We start from the raw sequence: 15308 nt of genomic DNA, 5'->3' as shown, positions 1-15308 counted from the left end.
AAATCTGAAACAGAAATTAACTTACCTATCGTATGATAACCAAGGTTTTCCACGAGATATATACGTAAGACTTTGGAGAGATAAGTTGATTTAAGACTCTCATTGGTGGGAGAGTTTTGACGTAGAACTTCCGAACGGCTCTGAAGAACAACGGAGCCTTGTTGCTGTGAATTAAAAGCACGTTTTAGTACTTCTTCTGAACGATTTTTAATATTGACTCTTATTTTTTATTGAGTTAACTTTTTCCAGGCTAAGACAGTTCTCTAAATCCTACTGATAAATTATTACTCAGAACCAAGCTACAATCTCATCGGATAACTCATACCTTGAAGATAAATTAATTTATTTGAGTACTTTTTACATCAGACTCTCCACCAATAACCAAATGTTCAATACAGTAACAATCGTAGCAAGAAAATATAAGAAAGCCGAATTCCACGAACGATTGGCGTAAATTCCCATCACACGCTTAGAAGACGTAAGACTCACTTGTAAAAAAACGGTAAAGGGAAGTTGAACACTCAAAATCATCTGTGAGTAAATCAATCCTTCAAATGGATCAGCAATGAAAAAAATGATGAGCAATGCCGCACCGAGTGAGATCAAAATCCCCACAATGGAGTGTGTATCTTTGGTATTATACGCCTCACCGAACATCCCCGCAAAAATACTTCCGGCTGCCATTCCACTCGTAATCGTACTCGAAATTCCCGCTAAGAGCAAAGCAATGGCAAAAATATTACTGGCATTATTACCCAATAACGGTGCAAGAAGAGCCTGTGCTTGGGAAAGTTCTTCCACGTGTGTACCATTTTGGAAAAACGTAGAGGCAGCGAGCAAAATCATAGCACTATTGATTGCCCAACCTGCGGCCATTGAGAAAAGCGTGTCCATAAACTCATATTTCAGCGTCTTCTCTATATTCATTTTTCCTTGGATATTGATCTGCCTACTCTGAATTACTTCAGAATGAAGGAATAGATTATGGGGCATCACGACTGCTCCAAGTACACTCATAATAATGAGCAAACTACCGTGCGGCACACTTGGAATGACCCAACCATAAGCTGCTGCAGGCCAGTTGATATCGACAAGAAAAAGTTCATAAACAAACGACAAGCCAATCATTGATACAAACCCGATGATGGCACGTTCCATCCGCCTATAAGAATTGGTGAAAAGCATAATGAGTACGGCTGCCACGGTAAGAATTGACCCCCACGCAATTGGGATTCCGAACAGCATTTGCAGCGCAATGGCAGCCCCAAGTATCTCTGCCATCGACGTAGAGATACTCGCCAGGACAGCACTGATGATGATGGGGCGCCCCACCCAACGTGGTGTGTACTTCTCGGCTGCTTCGCTCAAACACAATCCTGTCACGATACCAAGATGCGCCACATTATGCTGCAAGGCAATAAGCATAATCGTCGAAAGTGTTACCACCCATAACAACGCATATCCGGACTCTGACCCAGCAGCAAAGTTGCTGGCCCAATTTCCTGGATCAATAAATCCGACGGTAACAAGTAATCCCGGTCCGATATATTTCAAGATATCAAGTCCACCCAAAATTCTCGGATGATCTTTCCTTCTCAACTCCTGTAAAATATTCATTGCAGTGCAAAGTTACAATAAAAAGCGATATACTCCTTATCTTTCCTACACTATTAGTTTATTAAATAATAATAATAATAATTATAGGTATATGCAATATCGTACTCATTCCACAAATTACTAAGATTTGAGTATCCCTAAGATAGACTGCGCTATCTACTTTCAATAACGAAAATCATTTTGAGCCCACACATCATTGGCAGTCAGGACAAAAGAAGAAGAAGAAGAGGAAGCTCCGGAACCATCGAAAAACCTACCGGTATATTGTGTAATCACATTACGTTTAACAGGTACTTTACTGAATATTTGCTCTTTAATAGTATTGCCGGCAGCATCCAAAGCCGTGACCGTTATTTTCAATTTATCTGCTTCTTCGTGAGGGAAAGTGTAAATCTCGAATTTTCCTGACTTATTCACTGAAGCTGCATCAATGGTCCGTATCTCCGTTTGACGCGATTTGACACAACCGAATCCCGTCACAGCATTCAGTGAACTACTACCTCCGGTATAATAAAATCGTATTGCTGCAACTCGCTCCGGAATCGCATCTTCGGTAATCAGCCGAAACATAGATACAGCTCGTTTAAGCTCTATATTGTATTCTGTATCATTCCCCACGGTAACATTACTACAATAATAAAAGGTATCAGTCAACTTATTATCAGGAAATGAAATCTTTTCTGGCGAAGTTATAGTTGCCGTTCCTTTACAACTGTGAGCAATAAGAACGATTTTATAAGTACCTTTCGGTAAATCGGCTGTAATTGTTCCGAAATGTTCATCGCCGGCTTTCTGACTGATTGTCTTTACTTTCCCACCATTATTAAATACGGCCAAATGGATATGCGTACAAATATTGTCAACACTTACATTCGCCTTTGTTACATCGATACCATCATTAAATGGAATCTGTTCAAAACGTTTGACATTGAACACCACACGAACTTCATCTCCCTGAACCGGTTTCTGACCTCCATCATCCCAATTCGCTTTCTCACACGCCGTCAGTATCACACTCACCAGTACAACAACAAATACCCACAAAATGTTTCTTTTCATCATAGTTCTTAGTTTTTTATTGACTGCAAATATAGCGATTATTATTGAAAACAGAAAATAAAATAACATTTTATTTAATTTTAATAAGGAGAAAGACTATTATATATTAAACTAACCAATTAAAGGACTGCCAACACACAGACCCAATTATTCTAATTTGCCTAATTCACTCCGTATTTAGTTAAAAAATCACACAAACCTCACTTATTTGAAAGAAACTTTATACCTTTGCAAAAAAATAAGTTTAAGCTTGTTGAGGTAACAACGAACTCATAGTTTTATTACGAGGTATGTATTATATTTAATAATAGTGTATAAATATTAAGAGAATAATTTCTAATTTATTAATTACAAAAGTTTTATGAAAGAAAAATCAAACAACTGGTTAGAGCAAATCTATGCTACGCCGGAAATTGAAATTATTGCATTACAGGATGAACAGCCATTGATGGCAGGTAGCAAAGGAAAAAAACCGAAAATCGTACCAGGCGAGGGAGGAGGTAGCGAAGACGAGGAGGACCTTATTATCCCGGGATAGAATCATTCCCAGAAGAGACAAAGAGATCAATTACTCTACTTGAAAAACGGATATTTCGATTTCAAGTAGTTTTATTATTTAAATTCCGCAAGTCCATCAGTCTTGCGGAATAAAAATAAAAGTATGAAAAATATAAAAGAGAATCGTTTTTTTAGAAGCACTACCACGATATTCGGCCTCATGCTGATGGCGATACTGGCGGTAGGGAGTTGCACAGACAGAGAGTTGATGGATAACAGCCAAAGAGATGGCAATGGCTCTTCTGTACGTTTTAATGTCATCGATGGCCAGCAGACGGCTCTCGAGCAGATGCAGAATGCGTTTACGCGAGGAGGCTATTTTTCTCCTGCATTCAAGAAGTTCATTCCCCAAGAGCACAAGGTTATCGGTCCGGCAGAGTTTGCTAACACCTGCCTATTAGAAACTACCGTAGAGGGAGTGAACCCTGTGATGTATGGTGCTGCTACGCGAGGGAAAATAAAGTCCGCAATTGACAGTGATTTTGGCGTTTTAGCATACACCGGAATGACAGAACAAGGTATCTCCAAGACGCCCAATTATCTGTACAATGCCCAGAGCGATAAGAGCGGGAAACTCTATACTCCCAAATCATGGCCACAGAACCATAAATACGGAATCTTCTATGGTATTTTCCCCTATACGGAAAATAAGGCGACAGATAAAATACGCCTTTCTGAGGCAACCTATGAAGGTGTACCTTATGTAAACTTTACCGTGGAGGATGAAATCACTAAGCAGGTTGGATTATCCACCGCTTGTTCGGGAATCGTTCAGGATAATTTGCCTAACGAAGGGCCTACTGCCAACCTTACATTCCGCCCCGTACTTACTGCCATCCGCTTTGCTGTCGGTCAGAATCTCTCTTGGAATAAAGTGATCGACAGATTAGAGATTAGAAATGCTTATAGCAAAGGCCGTTACACGCTCTCCGATAAAGCCGACGGAACAGGTGGCAAATGGAGCAACCTGAGTGATAAGAAGAATTTTGTTCTCGACGGTATCAACGTGAGCACCAAGGAGAATCCAAATACGATCATTATCGGAAAGGATGACGATGACTATGCATTCCTGATGGTTCCTCAGATGCTTACAGGAAAAAATGTAGAGGTACGCATTCACTTTACAGACGGGACGGAAGTCAAGGTCCCTCTGACAGGCGAATGGGAACCCGGTGTAACCAAGACCTATAAACTGAGCAGGTTGCAGAGCAACTGGGAATACGTTCTCACGGCTTCCTCTCCTGCCACCATCGACTACAAAACATCTGTGACAGGCAACTATGGCATTACGAGTTATCGCCAGGCGCCCGACGGCACGCAACAACCTGTGGCTTGGGAAGTAGTAGGCTACGATGGCAATAATGACGGCAACTACACGATGACACAGGAAGATAAAGCTTGGCTTACATCTTTGAGTAAGACAGAAGGAACCGGCGGTATGTTCGAAGAAAAAGGACAAGCCACTGTTAACAACACTGGAGCTATCATCAACCTGCTTGAGCAGCGTAACAATAACTTGCGGAATGCACCTCGGAAAGGCAATATTGGTAAAGAATACGACCTGTCCACTCATCTCGCCGATGGAACCAAAACAGCGATGACCACAGCCAATTGCTACGTCATTTCTGCCCCAGGGTATTATAAACTGCCGCTTGTCTTTGGTAACGCAATGGTCAAGGGCCGGCCGAATGAGAGTTCGTATAGATATACGTCTTCCAAACCTTATGATCAATATGTTATGTACCGCTTCCAGAACCATATGGGCAACCCTATAAACAGCCCATACATCTGCGGCGTGAAGCATGCGCGCACTAACCTGTTCGAGTTTAAGCCCACAGGCGCGAAATTGATCTGGGCAGACGGGGAGAGTCTTGTCAAGAACCTTCGTATCATCGGAAGTGGGAAAAAGAGTTATCTGGCTTTCGAAGTCACCAAAGACGACATCAAGCACGGCAATGCAGTAGTAGCTGCACTTGGCAAGCTCATCACATCCAGTGGTCTTCGGGAAGAACGTGTGCTGTGGAGCTGGCATCTGTGGTTCACAGAATCGGATGTATTGAAACCAATTGAAGTCAGCGACCATGATTATATGAAACATGGATTTACCACCGAAGATTTGGGCTGGAAATACACGCAATGGCGTGGAACTTCTTACAAAGAACGTAGTATCAAGGTAAAAGTTATGCAGAAAGTTGGTAATCAGCCCAAACAGACAGCAATCATCACTATCAGCCAGACCGGTGGTACCACAGCAAGCGAAGGCTATTCCACCCATTATCAATGGGGACGCAAAGAAGCATTCCCGGGAACGGAAAGTCTGTCTTCTCAGTCTATGTCGATAGCAACGGGAGGTAATGGTGTATTCCAGAGTGCAGCCCTCCAACACCCAGCTACATTCTATGTGGGAATCAGCGCGAATCCGGATTGGAGCTACTGCCACTACAAGAACCTGTGGTCTGCTGCCAATGAAGACCATGGTTACAGCGCAGCACCTGTCGTCAAGACCATTTACGACCCCAGTCCTGTCGGGTTCCATGTACCGTCGTCCTCCGCATTTACCGGCTTTACGACGTCTGGGAAAGAAGAGTCTGCACCCGCAGGCATCAAGGTAGATGGTGAGTGGAACAATGGATGGAGTTTCATCGGCATATCCCGATTCTCTCCGGCATACTTCCCCGCAGCCGGACACCGAGGTAGTCATGATAACAAACTATATAAGAACAAAGTAGCCGGCTATTACTGGACAGCCATACCGTCATCCTTATATCAGGCAATATCACTATATCTCGACCAAAACAAGGTAAACCCTGTGCACAGTGCATTCCATCGTGCCAACGCCTTCTCTATTCGTCCGGAAACAGATAATTGATATATTACTTGATACAATTATAAATAAAAGCATTACCATTTAAAATGGTAATGCTTTTTTGGTTCTTTATATAGGTTTGTAAAGTTATTATTATGACAAAATAAAGCTTAGTAGAAATCGTAGACCATCCTAAACTCATATTACAAAAATCTATCCATAAAAGCCCTTCTAATATGAGAAGAAGTACGGAACTTCTGCCCCACAAGTCCCATAGTTCTCATCATCAAGTCGTATAGTTCTTATTCGACACAAATATACTCAAAACAGAATAAAACAAAAGTATAACAGAAATATACCAATAAAAAATCGACAGAAATATAAGTGTTTTTCTTTCAAATCTCAACTCGTTTTAAATCCTCAAACGGTATTATCTATTTGCTTTATCTGTTCATTTTCATAAACAACTACTTTTATTCAATCGATTTTATACTCAGTTTATACAACAATAGAAAATGGAAGTGTTCGGATTTTATTTACTGCAAGAAATTCCCGGAGGAGATAACTAATCGATAGAGCTGATATCAAAGTGACAGATCGGCCAAAAGACCATTCTCGATAGGTATGCTATCAGCCACCAAACATTAGGTCTATTAATTTATGAATACCGACTTTCTTTATTGAACATTATATATCTAAACAAAATAAAAACAGTCTTTCCAATGCCTCCCATCCGGAATAACTCCTATGGGATGACAGTGAAAAGACTGTTCTCTTTAAGCGATATTATTGCAAAGACCTGTAATAAATTACTGATCTACAAACTGGATTTTCTCATCTAATTTAGCTAATTCGGCTTCTGTATCCCGAATCTTCTTTTCCAACGTTTTGACTTTCTTTTGGCTCTTTGCCAATTTATCATTAGCTTTCTTTACTTTCTTCAAAACTTTAGCGCGCTCTTTGGCAACTTTGGCTGTGGCCGATGCGTCGGAAGTAGAGTAAGAAGCTGCAGTGGTCGAGCTATTAGCTTCGGCATTGGCCTCAGCAGCTTTTTGTTGCAGTTCAGCTGTCTCTTGGATAGCTTTCTGATAGTCCATTCGTAGCCCATTTAATTTAGTATTGAGCTTCAATACTTTCTGTTGCTCTTTCATAGACTCCATTTTCGAGTCGCCTTGGGCCAGACAAACGGTACTTAACGAGAGCATCATCAACGATGCGAGAAATAATTTTTTCATAAACTTGCAATCTTAATGTTATTTCTTTTTTACCTTAAAACGCTGCAAAGTTATAAAATATTCATAAATAAACAAATAAAATCATCATTATTTCTATCGATTATTTAGGACATTTACTAAACAGGAAAAAGCCCTTCGATATATTTGCAGAGGATTCCGATGCCTTTGACATTCTCGCCACCTTGCGGTATGATGAGGTCGGCATAACGTTTCGTAGGTTCAATAAACTGTTCGTGCATCGGTTTAAGCACTTGCAAATAGCGCTCAACGACCATCGAAACGGTACGTCCGCGGTCAATGGTGTCACGCTGAATATTGCGGATCAATCGTTCGTCGGGATCGCAATCGACAAAGATTTTCAGGTCCATCACGTCGCGCAACTTTTTATTGAGTAAGGTCATTATCCCCTCAATGATGATCACAGGCTTAGGTTCGACGTGAACGGTTTCAGCCAAACGGTTACATTGCAGATACGAGTAAGTGGGTTGCTCGATGGCTTTACCCTCTCGCAGTTCATTAACTTGCTTGATCAGGAGCTTCCAATCGAAAGCATCGGGATGGTCGAAATTGATGGCGTGGCGCTCTTCTTCGGTCATCCCCGTTGTGTCGTTGTAATAAGAGTCCAAAGGAACCACAGCCACATAATGCGGCGGCAGCGTTTCTACAATCTTCTTGACGACGGTGGTTTTACCTGAGCCCGTTCCGCCAGCGATACCAATAATAGTCATATGTGAGTTTTTAGTTGATGGGGTTGTAAGTTGATGAGCTAACCGGTTGGTGAGTTCTTAAGTTTTTGAGTTTGTAAGTTTTTTTAGTTAACGAATTGCTAAGCAATAACAGAGAACTCATTAAACTTACAAACTCAAAAACTTAAGAACTCATTAACTAAACAGCTTTTATATATTTCGGCCTTGCTTTCTACACGCATCGGATATGCGCGAGAACTGCTCGGCATTCGGTAAAGACGCATCAAACGCCCCTCGAAGGTAAAGTTTGTGAAATGACCGACCTTGGGCGGAGTAATACCGAAATGATCGACGGCAACCGAAGTGGCCAATTGCCCCGTAGTAACAATGGCTTGACAATGTCTCAGTTGTCGCAACATTGCATCTAAATCCGACTGTTCGACAATTTCTAAGTCTTTATCTGAGGCTGTATTTTTAGTACGGCAGACACGTCTGGCAGTATCAAAGATGGCAATTCCCTTATCTTTCAACAAAGCAACAATATCGTCAACATCGAATGTCTTACGGTCTTTCACAACAAAATGATTCTTATCTCCGAAGAAAACAAGGCCGAATATGCGCCACATATCATTCTGAAAATTGGGGTAATAAAACTCCATACACCAGCGTTTCCGAGCCGGAGGAAACGTGCCCAACATCAACATCCGAGCGTTCTCGGGCATAAACGGTTCGAAAGGGTGTGTTTCTATCTCTTTCATTACTTTTGTTCTTTAACGAGGTAAACTACCACCGGCAAGTGGTCGCTATATCCGTCGAGCCACACGCCACCTGACGTAGTACGTTTGGGAGCACCTTTATACGCACCCTCGGTTTGCAAAAGATAATCGAAACGGCACACTTGATTCTTCCAAAACTTTAATGTAGAGAAGTCTTTCTGCCCTTTCTCATTGAGCAAATTAGGCGTCAATACAATCTGATCAAAGAGATTCCACGAACCTTGATACTGCAACGTGCCTTTTCCCTCCTTAACCAAGAGATTATACCAAGGATTAAACATATCACCGTCCTTCACTTCCTCGATATTTCCTTTGGCGCTGAGTTCGTTGTACATACTCTTATTAATGGGGTCGTCATTCATATCACCCATTACTAATACCTTACAGGCAGGATTCTCTTTCAACACAGAATCCTTAATCGCTTTAACCTGCCGAGCAGCTGATTCGCGATAAAATGACCCGCTGAAACGGCTCGGCCAATGGCAAACAATCACAGTCAACGGTTCGCCTGCAAGTTGGCCGCTTACTGTGAGAAACCCTCTCGTATAGAAAGCGCTGTCTTTCTCCAATTCCTGCATATAGGAGACAAGACGTGAATTCGTCACTTTAAAAAGCACAGGATTATAAAGCAAGGCACAATCTATTCCCCGTCTATCAGGTCCTTCGATATGTACATATTTATATCCGCGCGCGTGTAAAGGAGCTTGTGCTGTGAGATCGTCCAACACTTTGTCGTTCTCTACTTCGCTCAATCCGATGATCGCACATCCCACTTGCGGCAAGACGTCGGTTCCCATATCGGCAAGCGCCCGCGCCATATTACGGAGTTTATGGGAATATTTCAGTCCGTCCCATTTATAAGAACCGTTTGGCAGAAAATCATAGTCATTTTTTCCTGCATCATGACACGTGTCGAAGAGATTCTCCTGATTATAGAAGCCTACGGCATAAACAGCAAACTTCTTCTCGGCAAAAGCCGAAACCGATATCAACAGCGATAACATGATCGCAAAAAGATGCTTCTTCATAATGTATCTCATCTCCATATAACTTCTCGAATGTAGTGAATCTAACGTGCAAATATCGCAAAATAATCCGACAAAAAGGCAATATTGTCGATTTTTCTTAAAAAAATCCTTTCTTTTTTAAAACTTATTTTGTTACTTTGCAGCAATAAGAATAATAACTATTAATCGTTTTCAACTATGCAGAAAAAGCTGAGATTAGCTGTAATCGCCCTGTGTTATGCTCCTTTGACATTTGCTCAGAGTACTAAAACACAGCAACAGACGGCCAAATCTATTGACGAATCGGCCTTCACTTTCTCTGAATCGCAGTTGGGAGAGGATGATGATATGTCTCAGAATGTGACGATTCTCAATTCCAATACCAACATCTACGCATCACAAGTAGGATATCTGTTCTCGCCGATGAGATTTCGTTACCGTGCTTTCAATCAAAAGTACAATGATATTTACATCAATGGAATGCCGGTAAATGATATGGAGTCAGGTCAGTTTCGTTATTCAATGATCGGCGGTCTCAATCAACAGACCCGCAATGTAGATTTCGCATTGCCATTCGAAAACAGCAACTTTGCTGTAGCCGGTATGGCCGGAAGCAACAACTACAACTTTCGGGCCGGCAATATGGCAACCGGTCACCGTGTATCTTTACTCGGTTCAAACGGCAATTACACATTGCGCGGAATGTATACCTATGCTTCCGGTTTCAACAGCAAGGGCTGGGCTATTGCCGCTAACGTCACTTATCGCTGGGCTAATCGGGGTTACGTAGAGGGCACTTTCTATAATGCACTCTCTTATTTCTTCGCTGTTCAGAAGCAATGGAACAACGGCCATTCTGTATCATTCAGTACTTGGGGTAATCCGACCGAACGTACGTCACAAGGCGCTTCTACCGATGAGGCTTATTGGTTGGCTAATGATTATTATTACAATCCTTATTGGGGCTATCTCAACGGACATAAACGCAACTCGCGAGTTATCAACGATTTTGCACCATCTGCTATCCTTACGTGGGACTGGGATATTAATAAGGATATGCGACTTACCACTTCTCTTTTCGGGAAATATAGTGTGTATAAGAGCACAAAGCTCAATTACAGCAATGCAGAGAATCCTCAACCCGATTACTGGAAGAATATGCCGAGTTCATTCTATGATGTTTGGGGAGAGCGCAATGCAGCCAATCATAACACCAATGCTGCCGCTTTCAACGACTGGCAAGCTGCTTATGATTACTGGACTGCTGCAAAGGCTAACCGACAAATCAATTGGGACCGTCTCTATTGGGCTAACGAGCAGGCCGGAAAGAATGGAAACGACGCGCTCTATTACGTTCAGGCTAAACACAATAACAATGCAACAATTACACTCTCATCTGTTTTGACCACCCATATAGATAAAAATAAGGTATGGAATTTGGGACTTGTACTAGGACAAAACGAAGGTCGCCACTATCAAACAATGGAAGATCTCTTAGGCGGAAAGTCTTTCCACAATATCAATACCTATGCCTTGGGCAATTATCCTGCATTGAGCAACGCAATCCATTACGACCTTAATACAGCCGGTCCTAACCGTTTGGGCAAGTTGGTATACGAAGGAGACAGGTTCGGTTATGACTATCGACTTACCATTCACAAAGGTTTAGTATGGAGCAACTATGCCGTTACCACCGGGAGATGGCATCTGATAGCGGCAGGAAAACTCGGAGCTACGGATATGCAGCGTTATGGATACATGCGCAACGGCTTGTTCCCGGAAAACTCTTACGGCAGAGGTAGGCGCGCAAAGTTCGGTGAAGGCGGAGGTAAGGGGGCCGTAACGTTCGACGCTGGATACGGACACGTATTCAAATTCGGCTTCGGTTACGAGTGGCGCGCACCCCAAGCAACAACCGCTTTTATGGCACCCGAAATGAATAACGATTTCGTTTCCAACCTGAAAAACGAACACGTACTGAGTAGCGATATCAGTTATCAATACCAAAATGCATGGCTGCACGCCAATCTGAGTGGCTATTACAGTCGGTTAGACCATGTAACGGAGTGGCAAAACTTTTTCTTCGACGACGTGAATTCATTTACTTATGTCTCGATGACAGGCATTAAGAAAGCGTATTACGGTATAGAGTTAGGGGTGAAGTTCAAAATTACTTCATATCTTGATCTGAAAGCTATCGGCACTTGGAGTGAAGCAAAGAATACCAACAATTCGCGCGTGGCTTATCTGAATTCAACTTCGGCCCAAATAACCGAAGACATTGTGATGAATAAAGGTATGCGCGAAGCCGGAACACCGCTTACGGCTAGCAGTATCGGACTAAGTTTCCACCAAAACGGCTGGTATGCGGATCTGAATATGAACTATTATGATCGCATCTACTTGTCTTATACGCCGAGTTTCCGCTATCAAGGCACCCTCACCACGATGCACAGCATCGACAACGAAGGCAATTTCATCGTGCCGGAGCAGGCGAAAGGGCACGGCGGATGGATGATGTCGGGCAGCATCGGCAAGTCAATCCGTCTCCATACAGGTCAACTCAGCTTTAATCTCATTGTCAACAACATTCTGAATAACCAACGAATCGTAACTGGCGGATATGAGTACAGCCGGAGCAATTACACCGTTAAAGATGACGGTACGCTCAACAAGATGCGCACTTACTCATTCCTTCATAACCCCAAAAAGTATTATGCTTTCGGAACAATCGGTATGTTCCAAGTCGCTTACAGATTCTAAATAATTTCAAAGATATGAAAAGACTGACATATATTATAATGGTAATGGTCGGCACACTGCTCACTTCCTGTATGGGAAGCGATTACGCAGGGCCTGATTTCAACCGAAAGGGGGCACCGTGGGGTAACAACAGCCTGACGGAATCAAACGTAATCACGGTCGCCCAATTGAAGGCCACTTACCAATCTGTTATCTCCGGTAATAGTTATAAAGAGATAACCGAAGAGCAACAACTGAAAGTCATCGTCACGGGTAACGATATTCAGGGAAATCTTTATCAGCAAATCGCCGTGCAAGACAAGACCGGCGCCTTACTTGTCGGCATTGGTGCGACTGGCCTTCACGGCTATTTGCCCGTAGGACAAGAGATTCTTATCAGCCTTAAAGGCTTGGTAGTAGGCGGTTACGGACAACAAGCTCAACTCGGAGGTATATATACCAACACCGCGACTGGTGCCCAATCCGTGGGAAAAATGAACCGCTTCACGTGGCAGGAACACTTCAAACTCATCGGCGAAGCAGATGCCACGAAGGCTCAGGCACTGGCAGAAGAGTTTGATATGAGTCGTATCAGCGATGCCAAATACCTGGAATCCAATGCAGGAAAACTGATGACGATCGCGAAAGTGGTCTTTGTAGGTGCTGATGGTAAGGCCGTTTACGCGCCCAAGAGCCAGAAAGATAAGGGCGGGAGTGTTAATCGGCAATTGAAGGATCTGATTTCAGGCACGAATATCAGCACCGGAAATCTGGTGGTTCGTACCAGCACATTTGCAGATTTTGCCAATGCGCCAATGACAAAAGACACCATCAATCTCACCGGAATCTTCACCCGCTACCGCAACACGTGGCAGATATCGATGCGAACACCAGCAGACATCGAGAAGACCGTATTGGCTTATTTCAGCGAAAAATTTGCAACGGGACAGGGGGCATTCACTATTGACAGTCTGAAATTAAGTGGAGACCTCAAGCAAGTGTGGGCACACACCACCTATAATGGCATTTCTTATATGAAAGCCAGTGCTTATGCTAATGGTAAAAACAATGACGCCAAAGGTTGGTTGATATCGCCTGTTATCGATTTGAGCAAAATTAAGAAAGCAACGCTGACTTTCAAGCAAGTCATCAATGCTTATTTCGGAAAGCTGGAAGAGGAAGCTATGGTTTATATCAAGACCGAAAAGGGCAAATGGGAGCCCTTGAAAATCGGTTATCCGGCCAAACCCGAGAAAGGCTTTACAACGTTCTCAACTCCCGGAGCCACACAACGCATCGATATAACGAAGTATGCCGGCAACAAGATTCAGGTAGCTTTCGTCTACAAGGGAACGTCAACCACTGCGGGAACTTGGGAAATCAAGGACTTCACCATCGAATAATTATATCATCATCTGCAATTAATAAAAGAACATCAATATGAAAAAGCTCATTTATTCAATGCTTGTGCTGGCTCTTATAGCAATGACTTTCGTCAGCTGTGAAGACGTTCCGGCGCCTTACAACACTCCGACCAAGAATGAGGAGAAACCTCAACCAGTCGATCCCAAAGGTACAGGCACACAGGCAGATCCATTTAATGTGACAGCAGCACACAACTTTATCAAAGCTGGAATCGGCTTAGATAAAGAAGTATATGTAAAAGGCAAAATCGTGTCGGTGAAAGAAATAGATGGCAAAAAATATGGCAACGCCACCTATTATATATCCGATGACGGTACGGTTAACAACCAATTGGAAGTATTTCGCGGCTTCTCGCTCGGTAAAGTCAAGTTCAAGACAGAGGGCGAAATCAAAGCAGGCGACGAAGTGATCGTCTGCGGCAAACTCATCGACTTCAATGGTACACACGAGTTTGCACAAGGCAACTATATTTATTCGCTCAACGGAAAGACAGCCGGCGGCTCTTCGGACGAAGGCGATCCCCAAGGCAGTGGCACGCAAGCCGACCCTTACAATGTAGCAGCAGCTTTAAAGACAATCAAAGCACTAAAAGCCGATGTCAATTCAGACGATATGTACGTAAAAGGTAAGATTGTATCGATTAATAAAATTGACCTACAATATGGCAATGCTACCTATTATATTTCCGATGACGGCACTGAAAAGAATCAGCTTTACATCTTCCGCTCGAAAGGATTGGGCAATCAGAAGTTCACATCCGACAAGGATCTCAAGGTGGGAGACGATGTAGTGGTCTTTGGGCCGTTCGTCAATTTCAAAGGCAATACACCCGAATCAGTTACCAATAAGACCTATCTTTACTCCTTGAACGGTAAAATTTCGGGCGGTGTTACACCTCCGACCCCATCGAGCGACGTTGTAACCATATCGGAAAAAACTGTCACCATGATCAACAAGGCTGCCACAGCAGGCACTGAAACGATTGAAGTGGATTTGGCAAAACAAAGTTTTGTCCATAACAAACCAGTCACAACATTCACTCTAACAGATGGAACGACCATCACCTTTGATGCTAACGGCGAGACGAATGCTCCTCTATTTCATTCTAAGACCAAAGGAGTACGTGTCTACAAAAACAACACCATCACGATCAACGGCAAGAAAGCAATAGCCAAAATCGTATTTACCTGCGATTCGTTTAAAGGCACCAATTATGTGGGTAATGCCAAAGCAACTGTCAAATTTGATGGGGTGAAAGCCATTTATACCAATGTCTTTACCGAAGCAACAGGCGGTGGCATTCAACTTCGCGTGCAAACGATCACCATTACATATGCAAACTAAAAACATCGAGAAATATTTGGCGGGCTGCGAAATTCTTAGTAATTTTGCAACCC

General features: G+C 42.8%; 11 protein-coding genes. 5 read left to right on the top strand and 6 right to left on the bottom strand.

Going from position 1 to position 15308, the window contains the following annotated elements; translation table 11 throughout:
- Positions 1-357 precede the first annotated feature (357 nt).
- Positions 358-1617, bottom strand: coding sequence for an Nramp family divalent metal transporter (locus RWY97_RS08370; protein WP_315566616.1), 1260 nt, complete (start codon positions 1615-1617; stop codon positions 358-360).
- A gap of 162 nt (positions 1618-1779) precedes the next feature.
- Positions 1780-2679, bottom strand: a complete 900-nt coding sequence (locus RWY97_RS08365; protein WP_315566614.1) for a DUF6562 domain-containing protein — start codon at positions 2677-2679, stop codon at positions 1780-1782.
- Positions 2680-3037: 358 nt separating this feature from the next.
- Here RWY97_RS08365 and RWY97_RS08360 point away from each other — a divergent pair, with 358 nt between their 5' ends.
- Positions 3038-3214, top strand: coding sequence for a hypothetical protein (locus RWY97_RS08360; protein ID WP_155944369.1), 177 nt, complete (start codon positions 3038-3040; stop codon positions 3212-3214).
- Between the two features lie 123 nt (positions 3215-3337).
- The gene (locus tag RWY97_RS08355; protein ID WP_315566612.1) at positions 3338-6103 is read left to right on the top strand and encodes a fimbrillin family protein; all 2766 of its coding nucleotides are present in this window, start codon (positions 3338-3340) and stop codon (positions 6101-6103) included.
- Positions 6104-6849: 746 nt separating this feature from the next.
- On the opposite strand, the gene RWY97_RS08350 is transcribed toward RWY97_RS08355, so the two are convergent.
- The 4 genes from RWY97_RS08350 to RWY97_RS08335 all read right to left on the bottom strand — a co-directional run bounded on the left by RWY97_RS08350 (position 6850) and on the right by RWY97_RS08335 (position 9765).
- The gene (locus RWY97_RS08350) at positions 6850-7275 is read right to left on the bottom strand and encodes a hypothetical protein (RefSeq protein WP_273177692.1); all 426 of its coding nucleotides are present in this window, start codon (positions 7273-7275) and stop codon (positions 6850-6852) included.
- A gap of 116 nt (positions 7276-7391) precedes the next feature.
- Positions 7392-8003 carry a uridine kinase gene (udk, locus tag RWY97_RS08345; protein WP_021584438.1) on the bottom strand — a complete coding sequence of 204 codons (612 nt, stop codon included), beginning with the start codon at positions 8001-8003 and terminating at the stop codon, positions 7392-7394.
- Positions 8004-8137: 134 nt separating this feature from the next.
- Positions 8138-8719, bottom strand: a complete 582-nt coding sequence (locus RWY97_RS08340; RefSeq protein ID WP_315566608.1) for a uracil-DNA glycosylase family protein — start codon at positions 8717-8719, stop codon at positions 8138-8140.
- Positions 8719-9765 (bottom strand): endonuclease/exonuclease/phosphatase family protein, encoded by a 1047-nt coding sequence (locus RWY97_RS08335; RefSeq protein ID WP_315566606.1) that lies wholly within the window; start codon positions 9763-9765, stop codon positions 8719-8721. Before RWY97_RS08335 ends, RWY97_RS08340 begins: the two co-directional genes overlap by 1 nt.
- 177 nt (positions 9766-9942) lie before the next feature.
- Between RWY97_RS08335 and RWY97_RS08330 the strand changes: the two genes are divergently transcribed.
- Genes RWY97_RS08330 through RWY97_RS08320 form a run of 3 tightly spaced genes read left to right on the top strand, consistent with a single transcriptional unit; the run spans position 9943 to position 15255 of the window.
- Positions 9943-12507, top strand: coding sequence for a TonB-dependent receptor (locus RWY97_RS08330; RefSeq protein ID WP_315566605.1), 2565 nt, complete (start codon positions 9943-9945; stop codon positions 12505-12507).
- 14 nt (positions 12508-12521) lie between these two features.
- Positions 12522-13889 (top strand): DUF5689 domain-containing protein, encoded by a 1368-nt coding sequence (locus tag RWY97_RS08325; RefSeq protein WP_315566603.1) that lies wholly within the window; start codon positions 12522-12524, stop codon positions 13887-13889.
- A 37-nt stretch (positions 13890-13926) separates the two neighbouring features.
- Positions 13927-15255 carry a hypothetical protein gene (locus RWY97_RS08320; RefSeq protein WP_315566601.1) on the top strand — a complete coding sequence of 443 codons (1329 nt, stop codon included), beginning with the start codon at positions 13927-13929 and terminating at the stop codon, positions 15253-15255.
- Positions 15256-15308 lie beyond the last annotated feature (53 nt).

The sequence above is a fragment of the Hoylesella pleuritidis genome (assembly GCF_963541955.1).
Lineage (GTDB): Bacteria > Bacteroidota > Bacteroidia > Bacteroidales > Bacteroidaceae > Prevotella > Prevotella pleuritidis.
Note: the sequence above shows the minus strand (reverse complement) of the source record. Positions and strands in the feature narration are given on the sequence as shown.

What these genes read in the sequence shown, in the direction of transcription:
- RWY97_RS08370 (WP_315566616.1), bottom strand. Translation starts at nt 1,617, where the DNA reads ATGAATATTTTACAGGAGTTGAGAAGGAAAGATCATCCGAGAATTTTG.
- RWY97_RS08365 (WP_315566614.1), bottom strand. Translation starts at nt 2,679, where the DNA reads ATGATGAAAAGAAACATTTTGTGGGTATTTGTTGTTGTACTGGTGAGT.
- RWY97_RS08360 (WP_155944369.1), top strand. Translation starts at nt 3,038, where the DNA reads ATGAAAGAAAAATCAAACAACTGGTTAGAGCAAATCTATGCTACGCCG.
- RWY97_RS08355 (WP_315566612.1), top strand. Translation starts at nt 3,338, where the DNA reads ATGAAAAATATAAAAGAGAATCGTTTTTTTAGAAGCACTACCACGATA.
- RWY97_RS08350 (WP_273177692.1), bottom strand. Translation starts at nt 7,275, where the DNA reads ATGAAAAAATTATTTCTCGCATCGTTGATGATGCTCTCGTTAAGTACC.
- udk (WP_021584438.1), bottom strand. Translation starts at nt 8,003, where the DNA reads ATGACTATTATTGGTATCGCTGGCGGAACGGGCTCAGGTAAAACCACC.
- RWY97_RS08340 (WP_315566608.1), bottom strand. Translation starts at nt 8,719, where the DNA reads ATGAAAGAGATAGAAACACACCCTTTCGAACCGTTTATGCCCGAGAAC.
- RWY97_RS08335 (WP_315566606.1), bottom strand. Translation starts at nt 9,765, where the DNA reads ATGAAGAAGCATCTTTTTGCGATCATGTTATCGCTGTTGATATCGGTT.
- RWY97_RS08330 (WP_315566605.1), top strand. Translation starts at nt 9,943, where the DNA reads ATGCAGAAAAAGCTGAGATTAGCTGTAATCGCCCTGTGTTATGCTCCT.
- RWY97_RS08325 (WP_315566603.1), top strand. Translation starts at nt 12,522, where the DNA reads ATGAAAAGACTGACATATATTATAATGGTAATGGTCGGCACACTGCTC.
- RWY97_RS08320 (WP_315566601.1), top strand. Translation starts at nt 13,927, where the DNA reads ATGAAAAAGCTCATTTATTCAATGCTTGTGCTGGCTCTTATAGCAATG.